We start from the raw sequence: 15437 nt of genomic DNA, 5'->3' as shown, positions 1-15437 counted from the left end.
TAAATGGTGTGGGGGCGCGCCTAACGGTTCGTCCGCGCCCTGCCAAGCGTTGACAGCGGGCAGGTAGCGCCCGATTCGTGCTGGCGATGTTGCGTGCGCTCGCCCTTGCCGTCCGCCAGCTCGCCGACCGGCGGGTTCTCGCCCTGTTGCTCAAGAGCGTGGGGCTGGCGCTGGTCGCCTTTGTCGCGCTCGGCACCGCGGGCTGGATCGCGCTCGACTGGGGATTGGGCGCGGCAGGCCTTCAGGACGGGGCCTTCGCCGGGGCGCAGGGCGTGCGCGGGGCGCTGTCGGTGCTCGGCGTGGTGATCGGCGCATGGCTGCTGTGGCGGATCGTCGCGATGGCGGCGCTGCAGTTCTTTGCCGACGAAGTGGTCAAGGCGGTCGAGGCGAAATTCTATCCCGACCGCGCGGCGCAGGCCCGGGATCTCGGTTTCGCGCGCGAGACGCGGCGCGGGCTCAAGGGGGCGGGCCGCGCGTTGCTGTTCAACCTCGTCGCGCTGCCCTTCGCGCTCGTCCTGCTAGTGACGGGAGTCGGCGCGGCAGCGGTATTCTGGCTGGTCAACGCCCTGCTGCTGGGGCGCGAGCTGATGGAGATGGTCGCCGCGCGGCACGAGGTCGAACTTGGGCCCAAGCCGCTCGGTGGCGGCGAGCGCTTCGTCATGGGCGGGATCGTCGCGGCACTGTTTGCGGTGCCGGGCGTAAACTTCCTGGCTCCCTTCCTGGGGGCCGCGATGGCAACCCACCTCGTTCACGGAAAGACACGATGAGATTCCACGCCGCCCTGCTCCTTGCGCTGGCCCTCGCCGGATGTGCCGGCGGCTCGACTTCACCGAGGATCCCGCCGCAACCGGTCACGCGCAGCGCGACCCCGCCGCCGCCTTCGACGCCGACCCGGATGACGGGTCGCGGGCTGGAAGGGGTGGTCGACGCCACCGCCGCACAGCTAGTGGCGCGCTTCGGCCAGCCGCGGCTCGACCTCGCCGAAGGCGATGCGCGCAAGCTGCAATTCGCCGGCCAGGCCTGCCTGCTCGACGTCTATCTCTACACGCTCGCAGGGGGCGGCGAACGCCGCGCGACCTGGGTCGATGCTCGCAATACCGCCGGTGAATCGGTCGATCCCGCCGGCTGCATCGCGGCGCTGGGTCGCTAGTCGCCGAAATCGAGCGGCGCTTCGGCCCCGCCCTGCTTGGGTCGCGGGCCATTGGGCGGAACGGCGGGCACGGCCGTCCGATCGAGATCGGAACGGCCCACTATTTGTTCGAGCACCCAACCGTGAGGCCCGGCAAGGGCTGCCTTTATCCGCCGGGGATCGTACTGCCGTGGCACGGATGTCGGCCCAGCGTGAGCTTAGACCATGAAACTCTCGCCGCACCCACACGCGCCCTTGGCGTTGGGGTTTTCGAACACGAACCCGGCGGTGAAATCGTCTTCCACCCAGTCCATCGTGCTGCCGACGAGATAGAGCACGCTCGCGCCGTCGATGTAGAAGGTGCCGCCCGGGGTCTCGATCTTCTCGTCGAAGCCCTGCTCCTCGGTCACGTAGTCGACCGAGTAGGCGAGGCCCGAACAGCCGCGGCGCGGGGTCGAGAGCTTGACCCCGATCGCGTCTTCGGGCGCCTTCGCCATCAGCTCGGCGACGCGCTGTTCGGCGGCGGGCGTCAGGATGACGGCGGCAGGGCGGGTACGGGTTTTCGTGTCGGTCATGACAGCACCTTATAGCATACCGAGTTCGAGGCGCGCCTCGTCGGTCATCTTGTCTGGGCCCCAAGGCGGATCCCAGACGAGATCGACCTCGGCATGGCGCACACCGGGGACCGAGCCCGCGCGCAGTTCGACTTCGCCCGGCATCGTCTCCGCGACCGGGCAATTCGGCGTGGTGAGCGTCATGATCACCTTTACGTCCGACTCGTCCGAAACTTCGACACCGTAGATCAGGCCGAGATCGTAGATGTTGACCGGGATTTCGGGGTCGTAGATTTCCTTGAGCGCGTCCACGACCTTCTGCTGCAACTCTCCGCCATCGCCTGTGGTCGGCGCGGCTTCGGGCTGCTTGTCGAGGAAGCCGGCGAGGTAATCGCGCTTGCGCTCGAGCTTCTCACCCGCGCTCTCCGAGGGCGCGTCGTCGACCGCATCCGAAACGCGTGCACGCGGCGGTTTGGGCGGCATCATGTCCGCCTGGTCGAGCGGCGAGGGCGCCGCGACGTAATCCTTGTTGTCGCTCATCCGAAAATCCTGAGTGTTCTCTCGATCCCGCGCATCAGCGCGTCGATATCGCTTTCGTCGTTGTAGAGGCCGAAACTGGCGCGCGCGGTGGCGCTGACGCCGAGATGTTCCATCAGCGGCTGCGCGCAATGATGGCCGGCACGGATCGCGACGTCTTCCTCGTCCAATATGGTGCCCAGATCGTGCGGGTGAACCCCATCGAGCGCGAAACTTACGATCCCGGCGCTCTTTTCGGGGCCGAACAGCGTCACCTTGTTGGTGTCGCGCAGCGCCGCGCGCGCCTTGGTTGCAAGGTCGCTTTCATGCTCGAACAGGCGTTCCATGCCGAGCGCGTCGACATAATCGATCGCCGCGTGGAGCGCGATCGCCTCGGTGATCATCGGCGTACCCGCCTCGAACCGCTGCGGCGGCGGGGCATAGGTGGTCTTTTCGAACGAGACCTTGTCGATCATCGCGCCGCCGCCGTGCCACGGCGGCATCGCGTCGAGCAGTTCCTCGCGCGCCCAGAGCACGCCGATCCCGGTCGGACCGTAGAGCTTGTGGCCCGAAAAGACGTAGAAATCGCAGTCGAGCTTATCCATTGCCAGCCGCATCCGCGGCGCGGCCTGGCAGCCGTCGAGCAGCAGCTTCGCGCCGACCGCATGCGCAGCCTTCGCCGCGCGCTTCGCGCCGAGCACCGAACCGAGCACGTTGGAGACATGGGCGAGCGCGACGAGCTTGTGGCGCTCGGTCAAATTGGCTTCGAGCCAATCGAGGTCGATCAACCCGTCCTCGGTCAGCGGGCAGACGTCGATTTGCGCGCCGACGCGCTCGGCGAGCATCTGCCACGGGACGATGTTCGAATGGTGCTCGAGCGTGGATAGCATGATCCGGTCGCCCGCGCCGATATTGGCCGCACCCCACGTCTGCCCGACGAGGTTGATCCCCTCGGTCGCGCCGCGCACGAACACGATCTCGTTCTCGCTTTTGGCGCCGATGAAGTCCGCCACCCGCTTGCGCGCGGCTTCGTAGCCCAGCGTCATCTGCGCCGAGCGATTATAGACCCCGCGATGGACGGTGGCGTAATCGCTTCCCAGCGCCCGGCTCATCGCGTCGATCACCTCCAGCGGCTTCTGCGCCGAGGCGGCGGTGTCGAGATAGTGCCACGGCTTGCCGCCCGCGGTGACGAGGCCGGGAAAATCCGCCTTGCGGTCGAGGACGGGGGCGTTGCTCACAGGTGCCGGTCCAGCTTGTCGAGCGCGGCCTGCATCAGCGCCTCGCGTTGCTCCTCGTCGTCGAGCGCGACGAAGGCGTCGCCGATAAAGGCCTGCACCAGCAGCCTCCGCGAAAGATCGGGCGAGAGCCCGCGCGAAGCCATGTAGAAGCGTGCGCTTTCGTCGAGCTGGCCGATCGCGGCTCCGTGGGCGCATTTGACGTCGTCGGCGAAGATCTCGAGCTGCGGCACCGAGTTCACGCTCGCGCCCTTTTCAAGCAGCAGGCCCTTGAAGCTTTGCGCGGCGTCGGTCTTCTGCGCATTGCGCACGACGTCGATCCGGCCGAGGAAATTGCCCGTGCCCTTGCCCCAGTGGACCGAACGCACGGTCTGGTTGCTGGTCGCCTCGGGTTCCTCATGCGCCATCCGGGTGACGAATTCGCGCGTCGTCTCGCGCCCGCCGACGGTCACGCCGCCGAGCTCGAAATGGCTCCCTCGCGCCAGCGTCACGACCACTTCGACGCGGCCAAGCCGCCCGGCCGCAATCAGTCCGAACAGTTCGCAGCGCGCGCCTTCGCCGAGCCGCACGCGAAGGCGATGCAGCACGGTCTCGTCGGGACCGGTGTTCTCGTCAGTGATCGCTATGACGTCGCGGAAGCTCTCGCCCGCGGGCACCTCGATGTCGCGCCAGTCGTCGAAGGTGGACAGGTCCATCCCTTCGAGCGCGGCGACATCGGAATAGCGCCAGGCCTCGTCGCGAGTGGTGGGGAGAATCAGGGCTTCGGTCATGCCGTCTCCATGACCCGATCGTAGCCCTCTTCCTCGAGCTGCATGGCGAGTTCGGGCCCGCCGGTGCGCACGATGCGCCCGTCGCTTAGAATCGAGACCTTGTCGGGCTTCACCACTTCGAGCAGGCGCTGATAGTGGGTGATCAGCAGCACGCCCTTGTCGGGCTGGCGCATGATCGCGTTGATCCCATCGCCCACCACGCGCAGCGCATCGATGTCGAGCCCGCTATCGGTCTCGTCGAGAACGGCGAATTGCGGGTCGAGAATACCCATCTGGACCATCTCGGCGCGCTTCTTCTCGCCGCCCGAAAAGCCGACGTTCACGTGCCGCTTGAGCATGTCCATGTCGAGCTTGAGCAGCCCCGCCTTCTCCTTGGCGAGCTTGAGGAACTCCCCGCCGGTCAGCTTCTCCTCGCCGCGCTCCTCGCGCTGGGCGTTCAAGGCCTCGCGCAGGAACTGGACGTTGGAGACGCCGGGAATCTCGACCGGGTACTGGAAGCCGAGGAACAGGCCGGCGGCGGCGCGCTCGTGCGGTTCGAGATCGAGCAGGTCCTTGCCGCCGAACGTCACCGAACCCTCGGTCACTTCGTAGCCCGGGCGGCCGCCCAGCACATAGGCGAGCGTCGACTTGCCCGCGCCGTTGGGGCCCATGATCGCATGGACCTCGCCCGGCTGCACTTCGAGCGTCAGCCCCTTGAGGATGGCCTTGCCGTCAATTTCGGCGTGGAGGTTTTCAATCTTGAGCATCGGAATCTTTCTTGTGCGCCATCGCGATCGCGACGGTGGTCGCGATGATGGCGAGGAGTGGGAGGACGATGGCGATGGTCTTCGGTGTCATCCGCGCAGCCCGGTAAAATTGGCGATCGCGACGGCGATCTCGTCGTTGAGATTGCGGATCGCCTGGCGTTCCGCGCGTTCGGCCTGCCTGCCGACCAGACCCTTGCGCGCCCTGGTCACGCGTTCGGTGCGCACGCGCTTGATTTCGACCCCGCACAGCGCTCGCACCGCGACGATGGCGGCGAGCAGCTCGGTGTGCGGATGATTGATCGAACCGGCCGAGAGGCAACCCCGCAACCGCTCTTCTGCGCGCGTATTGTCGGTCGCCGATGCGGGGACGGCGACGCTCGCCGCCAGAGCCGCAGAGAGCAAGAGCATAAGGCGTTTCATTGCTCGCCCCCGCTCTCGTCGGTGGCTTGGGTTGGACTTTCGGGTGCCGGGCGGTCGCGCTTGCCTTGCGCCCGGTGCGCGGCGCGGGCTTCGCGCTTGTCGGCGATGCGCATGCGCATGCAGGCGGTGATGCGCGGGAGCACGTCGTCGATCCGTTCGAGGATGTCCTCGGCCTTGATCCGCATCACGCGGATGCCGACCGCTTCGAGGCTCTTGTCGCGGCGCTTGGCGAGCGTCTCGTTCTCGCCTTCCTCGTCGATATCGATCGCCATGCCGAGCTTGTGGCAGGCGAAATCGACGATCGCCGAGCCGACCACCGCGTGCCGCTTGAACGTATACGGCCCCAAGTCCGCCTCGGCGAAGCGCTTCGCCAACGCCTTGTGCGCTGGGCTGGAGAAGCGCCGCATCTCGCGCGCCCGCTCATGCAGCGCATCGAGCCGCTTCTCCGAGATCTCCCAGCCGCGACCTTTCTTCTTGATCGCGGGGGTGTCGTCGGACTGCTCGGAGGGATCGCGGAGCTGGAGCGTTTTGCGGTCGGTCATCCTACGCTCCCTTCCAGCGAGATCGCGAGCAGCTTCTGCGCCTCGACCGCGAATTCCATCGGCAGTTCCTTCAGCACCTCCTTCGCGAAGCCGTTGACGATCAGCGCCATCGCCTGCTCCTCGTCGAGCCCGCGCTGCATGGCGTAGAACAACTGGTCGTCGCTGATCTTGCTGGTGGTGGCCTCGTGCTCGATCTGGGCGCTGGGGTTCTTGACCTCGATATAGGGCACGGTGTGCGCGCCGCAGCGGTCGCCGATCAGCAGCGAATCGCATTCGGTGCGGTTGCGCACGTTCTCGGCATTGGCCGCCACCGCCACGCGTCCGCGATAGGTGTTCTGCGACTGGCCCGCGCTGATCCCCTTGGAAATGATCGTGCTGCGCGTACCGCTGGCATTGTGGATCATCTTGGTCCCGGTATCGGCCTGCTGGTGGTTGTTGGTCACCGCGACCGAATAGAATTCCCCGACGCTGTCGACGCCGTTGAGCACGCAGGAGGGATATTTCCACGTCACCGCGCTGCCGGTTTCGACCTGCGTCCAGCTGATCTTGCTGCGCGCGCCCTGGCACAGCCCGCGCTTGGTGACGAAATTGTAGATCCCGCCGACGCCCTCGGCATTGCCGGGATACCAGTTCTGCACGGTCGAATACTTGATCTCGGCATCGTCCATCGCGACCAGCTCGACCACCGCGGCGTGGAGCTGGTTCTCGTCGCGCATCGGGGCCGTACAGCCTTCGAGATAGGACACGTAGGAGCCCTTCTCGGCGACGATCAGCGTGCGTTCGAACTGGCCGGTATTCTCGGCATTGATGCGGAAATAGGTGGAGAGCTCCATCGGGCAGCGCACGCCCTCGGGAACGTAGACGAAGGTGCCGTCGGAAAAGACCGCGCAATTCAAGGTGGCGAAGTAGTTGTCGCGTTGCGGCACGACCTTGCCGAGCCACTTCTTCACCAGCTCGGGATATTCGCGGATCGCCTCGCTGATCGACATGAAGATCACGCCGGCCTTGGTCAGCTCCTCACGGAAGGTCGTGGCGACGCTGACGCTGTCGAATACCGCATCGACCGCGACCTTGCGCGCGCCCTTCACCCCGGCAAGCACTTCCTGTTCGGCAAGCGGGATGCCGAGCTTGTCGTAGACCGACTTGATGTCCGGATCGAGCTCGTCGAGCGATTCGAGCTCGGGCTTCTTCTTCGGTTCGGCGTAGTAATAGGCGTCTTGGTAATCGATCTTAGGATAGCCGAGCTTGGCCCAGTTGGGCTCTTCCATCTCCTGCCACAGGCGGAACGCCTTGAGCCGCCATTCGAGCATCCATTCGGGCTCTTTCTTCTTGGCGGAGATGTACTTCACCGTGTCCTCGGTGAGGCCCTTGGGCGCGAATTCGGTATCGATGTCCGAATGCCAGCCGAATTCGTATTCGGCGGCCTTCGCGGCGGCTTCCTTCGCTTCCCGGTCTTGCTCGGGGCGGTCCTGGACTTGGGTTTCTTCGGTCATGCAATTTCTCTCTGCTGCGCGAGTTGCGTCAGCGGAATATCGGCCAGCGCGCCGCGCAGGGCCTCGTTGATCAGCGGCCAGTGGGGGCGGACGGAGCAAGTGTGGTCGACCGCGCAGTCCTCGCCTTCGACGCAGGCCGTGAGCGCGATCGGGCCTTCGACCGCCTCGACGATATCGGCCATCGTGATCGCCGCCGCCGGGCGCGCGAGCTGCAACCCGCCGCCCGCGCCACGCGTCGATCGCAGCAATCCCGCGGACGAAAGCTTGCTCACGAGCTTCTGCACCGTGGGGACCGGCAGCCCGGTTTCCGCCGCCAGCTCGCCCGCAGACGTCCGCCCCCCGCCGCAATGGCGGGCCGCGGCGCTCATCGTGACGATGGCGTAATCTGCAAGGTTGCTGAGGCGCATGCAGCCCAAATCGGAGCGAAACCGTCCGATTTCAACCAAAACCCGCCTGTTGCGAGTCGTTAGCGTTTAGTCCTCCGCCCGCGCATCCGCGCGTGCATCCTCGGTGCTGACCCCTCCGCTGCGCTGCGAGGCACCTGCGGGCGGCCGTCGGCCTTGCCTTGCGCTGGTCGCCCTGCGGACGGCCGTCTCGGTCGTGTACGTTTGGTGCCAGGCCGCAATATCCGCCCTCGATTTGTGCGCGGTAGCGCGCACGCGTGCGACCGCACGCCGCGGCTTATGCCGCGAAGCCAAGCGGGCCGGATGGCTCGCGCCCGGCGCCTGAGGGACAAAACAAACGATTCTAGCGCTTCTGCTCCGCAATCCACGCGTCGACATTCTCCTCGAGGATGCTCAGCGGCACCGGGCCGTTGGTCAGCACGACGTCGTGGAATCCGCGAATGTCGAAGTCGGCGCCCAGTTCGGTGCGGGCACGTTCGCGCAGTTCCATGATCTTGAGCTTGCCGATCATGTAGGCGGTCGCCTGGCCCGGCATGACGATATAGCGCTCGATCGCCTTGCGAATGTCGCCGTCGGGATTGGGGGTGTTGTCCTTGAGGTACTGGATCGCCCGTTCGCGGCTCCAGCGCTTCGAGTGGATGCCGGTATCCACCACCAGTCGACAGGCTCTCCACAGTTCCATCCCCAGCCGACCGAAGTCCGAATAGGGGTCGGTGTAGAAGCCCATGTCCTTGCCCAGTTCCTCCGAATAGAGGCCCCAGCCTTCCGAATAGGCGGTCACGCCGCCGAACTGGCGGAAGGCGGGCAGGCCCTCGAGCTCGGTCTGGATTGCGAGCTGGAGGTGATGCCCGGGGATCGCCTCGTGATAGGCGAGCGCCTCGAGCTCGTTCTTGCTCATGTCCTTCAGATTGTAGAGGTTCACGTAATAGGTTCCGGGGCGCGAACCGTCGGGCGCCGGGCGTTGGTAGAACGCCTTGCCCGCGCTCTTCTCGCGAAACGCCTCGACCGGCTTGATGACGAACGGGGCTTCGGGAAGCGTGCCGAAATATTCGGGCAGCTTCTCGGTCAGCCGATCGACCGCGGCGCGCGCATCGGCCAGGTATTCCTCGCGCGTGTCGTAGAAAAAGCGGTCGTCGGTACGGGTGTATTCGAAGAAGTCCTGGAGGCTGCCCTCGAACCCGACCTGGTCCATGATGTCGCGCATCTCGCCGTGGATGCGGGCCACTTCGCGCAGGCCGATATTGTGGATCTGGTCGGCGGTGAGGTTGGTGGTGGTGTAGCTGGCAAGCAGCGCATCGTAATAGGCTGCGCCGTCATCGAACCGCCAGATACCGTCATCGGTGCCCGCGATCGCCTGCTGGCGCTCCATTTCGGCGAGGACGCGCTCATAGGCGGGGTGCGCTTCGCTGTGCCAAGCCGCAAGCGCCTGAGCCTTCAGTTCGGCCTTGTCTGCAGCGGAGATTTCGAGCGCGTCGACCTTGCCCGCGAAATCCTCGAGAATCGCGTTGTCGTCGCCCGCCCCGAGCAGGTTTTCGATATCGCTGATGACGTAGGCGTAGACGAATTTGGGCGGCATGACGCCATTGGCCGCGCGCTCGCGCGATTCGGCGGTCAACGTATCGAGTGCGTCGCCCATTTCCGCGATGCGGCTGACATAGGCCTCGGCATGGTCGCGGTTCGCGACCCGGTGGATATTGATCAGGAAGGCCGGACCCTGCGACTGCGCGCCGAACATCTGGTTGAAGATGTAGCCGTTGTCACGGAACGGGAACAGCGAGGCCGAGCGCGCCGCCTGGGCGAGGAACAGGCGATAGCTGAGCGCATCCTGCCCTTCGAGATCGGTAAGGTCGAACTCGCGCGCCAGCCGCGCGGCGTAATCCTGCTGCAGGCGTTCGGCCCGGATCTCGGCGGCATCGGACACATCGTCCCACTTGCCGTAATCCTCGTCGATGATGCCGCGATAGGATTTCGAGATCGGCGACATTTCGAGCTGCGCTTCGTCATAGGCCTCGAAGAACGCGGCGAGTTCCTCGCTCTGCTCGTCCTCGTCGCCGTCGATCGCATCGACCACGGCGTCGGCGATGGTATCCGCAGTGCGATCGATATCGTCGGCCGGGATCGTGGTGCAGGCGCCCAATGCGAAGGGCGCGGTGGCGGCGAGAAGGATCTTCTTGGTCATGGTTCTCTCCCTTGGGTTGCGGTCTCCATGCGGCTGTGCGCAGCGCTTGGCAACCGCATCGACAGGAAGCCGAGGGCGGACTAGGCCGTCTGCGTGATCTACAAACTGCTCCGCCCCGGCATCTTCACGCTCGACGCCGAGCGCGCGCACCGGCTGACGATCGAGACGCTCAAGCTTTCGCCGCTGCGCGGCCCGCAGGCAGCCGGAAATCTGGCCGTGGATGTCGCCGGGCTGCACTTTCCCAATCCGCTCGGCATGGCGGCCGGGTTCGACAAGGATGGAGAGGTGCCCGACGCCGTCCTCGGCCTCGGCTTCGGCTTCACCGAGATCGGCTCGCTGACCCCGCGCCCGCAGGCGGGCAATCCCAAGCCGCGCCTGTTCCGGCTCGAGAAGGACCGTGCGGTTATCAACCGCATGGGGTTCAACAATGGCGGGCTGCCGGCGGCGCTGCCACGGCTCGAGAAGCGCCACGGCAGGCCCGGCATCGTCGGCATCAATATCGGCGCGAACAAGGATTCGGACGACCGCATCGCCGATTACGCGGTGATGGCGCGCGCGGTCGCGCCCTATGCCTCCTATCTCGCGATCAACGTCTCCAGCCCCAACACCCCCGGCCTGCGCGCATTGCAGGACCCGCAGGCATTGGGCGCGCTGATCGACGGGGTGAAAGAGGCTGCCGGTGAAAACGCGCCGCCGGTGTTCCTCAAGGTCGCGCCCGACCTGCTACCAGCCGATATCGACGATATCGCGCGGCTGGCAATTGCCAAGCGGCTGGGCGCGCTGATCGTTTCGAACACCACTGTCGAACGCCCGAACCTCACATCGCGCGCGGCGGGAGAGGCCGGGGGTCTGTCGGGCGCTCCTCTGCGCGATCTCGCCCAGCAGCGAGTTCGCGATTTCCGCAAGGCGACCGGCGGCGCAGTGCCGCTCGTCGGGGTCGGCGGCATCGGTAGTGCCGAGGATGCTTGGGCGCGCATCCGCGCAGGGGCGAGCCTCGTCCAGCTTTACAGTGCGATGGTCTATGAAGGACCGGGGCTCGCAGCGCGGATCGTCGCCGGGCTCGAACGCCTGATGAAACGCGACGGCTTCTCTTCGATTGCCGAGGCGGTCGGAACCGAATAGCACCGCGCGCATGTCAAAACGCCTCTTCGTCAGCATCGCCCCGCTCGCGCTCGTTTCCTGCGCGACGGTCCCCGCCGAAACTGCGCCTCCCACCGATGTAGGCACCGTCGCCTCGGCCGATCCGCGCGCCGCCGAAGCGGGGATGGAAATGCTGCGACAGGGTGGCAGCGCGACCGATGCGGCGATCGCGACCATGCTCGCGCTCACCGTGGTCGAACCGCAGAGCTCGGGGATCGGTGGCGGCGGCTTCATGCTGCGCGGCCTGCCCGACGGTTCGGTCGAGAGTTTCGACGGGCGCGAGACCGCGCCCGCCGCGGCGGGCGCCGACTGGTTCCTCGACACCGAGGGCAAGGCCAAGAGCTATCGCGACGTCGTGCTGACCGGCCTCAGCGTGGGCGTGCCGGGAAATGTCGCACTCGCCAAGCTGGCGCACGACAAATACGGCAAGCTGCCGTGGGCGGCGCTGTTCGCGCCCGCAATCCGACTGGCGGACGAGGGGTTCGTGATGAACCCGCGGCTCAACGGCTCGCTCGAGGGCAATATCGACCGTGCCGGGGCCGACCCGCTGATGCGCGCGACCTTTTACACCGAGGCGGGCGACCCCAGGCCGGTCGGCACGCGCATCCTCCGCCCCGAACTCGCCGCCAGCCTGCGCGCGATCGCCGCGCAGGGCCCCGAGGCGATGTATGGCGCGGAACCGGCGGCGGAACTGGCCGCGACCGTGGCCGCAGCCACCCCTCTCGCCGCCGGGATGACCCCCAGCGACGTTTCCTCCTACCGGGCCCGCGAGCGCGCGCCCGTCTGCGGGATCTATCGCAGCTATCGCATTTGCGGGATGGGCCCGCCGTCCTCGGGCGGGATCGCGGTACTTGCCATGCTCGGTCAGCTCGAACGGTTCGACCTCGCCGCGCTCGGGCCGCGCAATCCGCAATTCTGGCACCTGTTCCTCGAATCCCAGAAGCTCGCCTATGCCGATCGCGAACTGTACACCGGCGACAGCGATTTCGTGTCGGTGCCGGTCGAAGGGCTGGTCGCGCCCGATTATCTCGCGCGCCGATCGGCGCTGATCGATCCGGAACGCGCGCAGAGCTACGAGGCGGGTGTGCCCGAGGGCGCTCCCCAAGCACGCGCGGACGGCGACGAGCCGATCGAGAATGGCACCACCCATTTCGTCGTCACCGACAGCGCCGGCACCATGATCAGCTACACCTCGACGATCGAGGGCGGCTTCGGATCGGGCCTCCAGTTCGGCGGCTACTATCTCAACAACGAGCTGACCGATTTCAGCTTCTCGCCCGCCAAGGACGGCGTGCCCGTCGCCAACCGGGTCGAGGGCGGCAAGCGCCCGCGCAGCTCGATGGCACCGACGCTGGTGTGGGACCCCGCGGGACGCCCGTTCCTGATGATCGGCGCGGCAGGTGGATCGACCATTCCGGTCCAGGTGGCGCGATCGATCATCGGCGTGATCGATTTCGGGATGTCGCTGGACGATGCACTCGCCCTGCCGCTGGCAATGGATTTCGGCCGGACGGTGGTAGTCGAGCAGGGCAGCTGGCTCGAGGCGCAGATCGGCGCGCTCGAGGCGCTCGGCCATCAGAACGTCCGCCCCGCCTCGCCGCCCTTCCGCGCGGTCGGTGCGATCCGCACGCCCGACGGCTGGCGCGGGCGCCATGATCCCCGGCTCGACGGGATTCTCGATCCGTCCCAAAAGGGGGCCTGACTTGCCGCTGGTCGAACGAGCGACTATCCCCACCCTCCTTGGCTAAGCGCCCGACGGGCGACGCAAAAAACACAAACAGCGAGGAGTTCCTCCCCGGTGCAGCTGTCCGATTTCGACGAGGCGCAGAACCTCGTAGAGCTATTCCTGAAACGCGCCGATGCGCGCGGCGAAACGCCGTTCCTGTGGGCCAAGCACGAGGGCGAATGGCAACCGATCAGCTGGGCCGAGGCGGCGCGGCAAGTCTGCCTGCTGGCCGAAGGCCTGCGCAAACTCGGCCTCAAGGAAGGCGATCGCGTCATCCTCGTTTCGGAAAACCGCCCGAAATGGTGCATCGCGGACCTCGCGATCATGGCCGCGGGCTGCATCACCGTGCCCGCCTACGTCACCAATACCGAGCGCGACCACACGCATATCATCGAGGATTCGGACGCCCGCGCGGTCATCGTTTCGAACGAGAAGCTCGGCAAGGCGCTGTTGCCCGCCGTGCTCAACACTGACCGGGTCGGTCACGTCATCACGATCGACACTTTCCGCATGCCGCAATTGGGAATCGAGACCGATTGCCACGCGTGGGACGACGTCGCGAGCGGCGACGTCGCAGCCGCGCGCGAAGCCGTCGACGCGCGGATCGCGGGCATCAAGCGCGGCGATACCGCCTGCATCATCTACACCTCGGGCACCGGCGGCGCACCGCGCGGCGTGCTCCAGCATCACGGCATGATCCTGATGAACGTGGCCGGCGCCGCGGAAATCCTCGCGCACGATTTCGGCTGGGAGGACGAAGTGTTCCTCTCTTTCCTGCCGCTGAGCCACGCCTACGAACACACCGGCGGCCAGTTCCTCCCGATCGGGATGGGTGCGCAGATCTACTACGCCGAAGGGCTCGAGAAACTCGCCTCGAATATAGAAGAGGTGCGTCCCACCATCATGGTCGTCGTTCCGCGCCTGTTCGAAGTGCTGCGCACGCGGATCATGAAGCAGATCGAGAAGCAGGGGCGCCTCCCCAATCTGCTGATGGACCGCGCGCTGTCGATCGGTGAGAAAAAGGCGCAAGGGCGTGAGAGCCTCCTCGACAAGCCGATGGACCTGATCCTCGAGAAGACGCTCCGGCCCAAGATCCGCCAGCGCTTCGGCGGACGGATGAAGGCGATGGTTTCGGGCGGGGCGCCGCTCAATCCCGAAATCGGCGTGTTCTTCGATGCGATGGGCCTGACCATGCTGCAGGGCTACGGCCAGACCGAGGCCGGCCCGGTGATCAGCTGCAATCGCCCCAGCGTCGGGTTGAAGATGGACACGGTCGGCCCGCCGATGAAGGGCGTTGAGTGCCGGATCGCCGAGGACGGCGAGATCCTCGTGCGCGGCGAGCTCGTGATGCAGGGTTATTGGCGCAACGAAGCCGAAACCGCGCGCACGCTCAAGGTCGATCCCGCCGATCCCGAGGGCGGGCCGTGGCTCCATACGGGCGATATCGGTCACCTCGACGAGCGCGGCCGGATCAAGATCACCGATCGCAAGAAGGACATGATCGTCAACGACAAGGGCGACAACGTGGCACCCCAGCGGATCGAGGGCATGCTGACGTTGCAGCCCGAAATCGCGCAGGCAATGGTGTTCGGGGACCGCAAGCCGCACCTCGTCGCGCTGATCGTGCCCGACGCGGAATGGATGGCGGACTGGTGCAAGGCGCAGGGCAAGAAGTTCGACTGCTCCGAACTGCCGAACCTGCCCGAATTCCAGCGCGCGATCCGCACCGCGATCGACCGCGTGAACAAGGATCTCTCGGTGGTCGAAAAGGTCCGCAAATACGCCTTCGCCGACGAGCCCTTCTCGATCGAAAACGAGGAGATGACCCCCAGTCTCAAGATCCGCCGGCACAAGCTGAAAGAGCGCTACGGCGACCGGCTGGCCGGGCTCTATCGAAGCTGACGACGATCAAGCACGCGGCAGCGTGCACAAGCGGGACTGCGCGGCGGACGGTTGAACCGAAGCCAAGCGGGCGGGGAGAGCCCGCGGCCGGCGCTTGAAGACCAAAGAAGGTTACGCGACCTCTTTTTCTACCCATTCGGGATAGAAGCACGGCGCCTGGGTCGACCAGCCGGGCGCGGTCGCCGCGGCTTCGCTCAGCGACTGGAGCAGGTCCTTGCGGCGTTCGGGCTCGATCTGCGGCAGCGCACTCGCGGCGCAGAAGGCGGCGGGCAGCCACGGGCGCACTTCGGCACCGAGCAGGCGTTCGTAGAGAAAGCGATAGGCCGAGAAGCTCTCGATCGCGCCCTGCGACAAATCGAACAGCGTCAGCTGCATAAGCACGCCCATGAACGAATCGAGTCCGACCAGCGCCAGCGTATCGGGATGCGCGGCGCGCAGTTCGTCGAGACGATCATAGGCAGCGATATGGCCGCGAAGTGCGTCCTCGGCATCCTGCCGTCCGCCCCACTCGACCATCACGTCGCACCGGCCGAGCCCGATATCGAGCGCGCGCTCGATATAGCGCTGTTCGGCGGGCGAGAAGCTGGCGAATTCGCGCAGCTCGGCGATGGTCAGTGCGGCTTCCATAGTGGCTCCTCGACGGACGATTCGCGCGCCCGTTTAGAGCTATTTATCCCCGCT

Annotated in this window: 16 protein-coding genes; 5 read left to right on the top strand and 11 right to left on the bottom strand. The window is 66.2% G+C overall.

The genetic code is table 11. The annotated features are described in order from the left end of the window. Positions 1 to 86 precede the first annotated feature (86 nt). Positions 87 to 767, top strand: coding sequence for an EI24 domain-containing protein (locus IEW49_RS12465; protein ID WP_188643212.1), 681 nt, complete (start codon positions 87 to 89; stop codon positions 765 to 767). Continuing rightward, on the top strand, positions 764 to 1150 hold the full coding sequence (locus tag IEW49_RS12460) for a hypothetical protein (protein ID WP_188642965.1): 387 nt from the start codon (positions 764 to 766) through the stop codon (positions 1148 to 1150). Before IEW49_RS12465 ends, IEW49_RS12460 begins: the two co-directional genes overlap by 4 nt. 197 nt (positions 1151 to 1347) lie before the next feature. Here the strand turns inward: IEW49_RS12460 and IEW49_RS12455 are convergent, their stop codons facing one another. From IEW49_RS12455 to IEW49_RS12410, 10 genes are all read right to left on the bottom strand, one after another. Further along, a complete protein-coding gene (locus IEW49_RS12455) occupies positions 1348 to 1704 on the bottom strand; it encodes a HesB/IscA family protein (RefSeq protein ID WP_188642964.1) in 357 nt (118 codons plus the stop codon). Between the two features lie 9 nt (positions 1705 to 1713). After that, complete coding sequence (locus tag IEW49_RS12450) at positions 1714 to 2223, bottom strand: SUF system Fe-S cluster assembly protein (protein ID WP_188642963.1); 510 nt, start codon at positions 2221 to 2223, stop codon at positions 1714 to 1716. Next, positions 2220 to 3437 (bottom strand): cysteine desulfurase, encoded by a 1218-nt coding sequence (locus IEW49_RS12445; RefSeq protein WP_188642962.1) that lies wholly within the window; start codon positions 3435 to 3437, stop codon positions 2220 to 2222. The genes IEW49_RS12450 and IEW49_RS12445 overlap by 4 nt, the downstream gene beginning before the upstream one ends. Beyond that, a complete protein-coding gene (locus IEW49_RS12440; RefSeq protein ID WP_188642961.1) occupies positions 3434 to 4204 on the bottom strand; it encodes a SufD family Fe-S cluster assembly protein in 771 nt (256 codons plus the stop codon). The genes IEW49_RS12445 and IEW49_RS12440 overlap by 4 nt, the downstream gene beginning before the upstream one ends. Beyond that, complete coding sequence (gene sufC, locus IEW49_RS12435) at positions 4201 to 4950, bottom strand: Fe-S cluster assembly ATPase SufC (protein WP_188642960.1); 750 nt, start codon at positions 4948 to 4950, stop codon at positions 4201 to 4203. Before sufC ends, IEW49_RS12440 begins: the two co-directional genes overlap by 4 nt. Positions 4951 to 5037: 87 nt before the next feature. After that, a complete protein-coding gene (locus IEW49_RS12430; RefSeq protein WP_188642959.1) occupies positions 5038 to 5370 on the bottom strand; it encodes a hypothetical protein in 333 nt (110 codons plus the stop codon). After that, positions 5367 to 5912, bottom strand: coding sequence for an endonuclease domain-containing protein (locus IEW49_RS12425; protein WP_188642958.1), 546 nt, complete (start codon positions 5910 to 5912; stop codon positions 5367 to 5369). The genes IEW49_RS12430 and IEW49_RS12425 overlap by 4 nt, the downstream gene beginning before the upstream one ends. Further along, positions 5909 to 7405, bottom strand: coding sequence for a Fe-S cluster assembly protein SufB (sufB, locus tag IEW49_RS12420; RefSeq protein ID WP_188642957.1), 1497 nt, complete (start codon positions 7403 to 7405; stop codon positions 5909 to 5911). The genes IEW49_RS12425 and sufB overlap by 4 nt, the downstream gene beginning before the upstream one ends. Next, complete coding sequence (locus IEW49_RS12415) at positions 7402 to 7812, bottom strand: SUF system Fe-S cluster assembly regulator (protein WP_188642956.1); 411 nt, start codon at positions 7810 to 7812, stop codon at positions 7402 to 7404. Before IEW49_RS12415 ends, sufB begins: the two co-directional genes overlap by 4 nt. Before the next feature lie 340 nt (positions 7813 to 8152). Continuing rightward, complete coding sequence (locus IEW49_RS12410) at positions 8153 to 9988, bottom strand: DUF885 domain-containing protein (protein WP_188642955.1); 1836 nt, start codon at positions 9986 to 9988, stop codon at positions 8153 to 8155. 93 nt (positions 9989 to 10081) lie between these two features. Here IEW49_RS12410 and IEW49_RS12405 point away from each other — a divergent pair, with 93 nt between their 5' ends. From IEW49_RS12405 to IEW49_RS12395, 3 genes are all read left to right on the top strand, one after another. Then, positions 10082 to 11110 (top strand): quinone-dependent dihydroorotate dehydrogenase, encoded by a 1029-nt coding sequence (locus tag IEW49_RS12405; RefSeq protein WP_188642954.1) that lies wholly within the window; start codon positions 10082 to 10084, stop codon positions 11108 to 11110. Positions 11111 to 11120: 10 nt separating this feature from the next. Further along, positions 11121 to 12830, top strand: a complete 1710-nt coding sequence (ggt, locus tag IEW49_RS12400; RefSeq protein WP_188642953.1) for a gamma-glutamyltransferase — start codon at positions 11121 to 11123, stop codon at positions 12828 to 12830. Between the two features lie 96 nt (positions 12831 to 12926). Next, positions 12927 to 14756, top strand: coding sequence for an AMP-dependent synthetase/ligase (locus IEW49_RS12395; protein ID WP_188642952.1), 1830 nt, complete (start codon positions 12927 to 12929; stop codon positions 14754 to 14756). A 111-nt stretch (positions 14757 to 14867) separates the two neighbouring features. Here IEW49_RS12395 and IEW49_RS12390 read toward each other — a convergent pair whose 3' ends face one another. After that, complete coding sequence (locus tag IEW49_RS12390; RefSeq protein ID WP_188642951.1) at positions 14868 to 15383, bottom strand: hypothetical protein; 516 nt, start codon at positions 15381 to 15383, stop codon at positions 14868 to 14870. Between the last annotated feature and the right edge of the window lie 54 nt (positions 15384 to 15437).

This window comes from Pseudoblastomonas marina (genome assembly GCF_014641655.1).
Taxonomy (GTDB): Bacteria; Pseudomonadota; Alphaproteobacteria; order Sphingomonadales; family Sphingomonadaceae; genus Alteriqipengyuania_A; species Alteriqipengyuania_A marina.
This window is presented reverse-complemented; position numbering and strand designations above follow the sequence as displayed.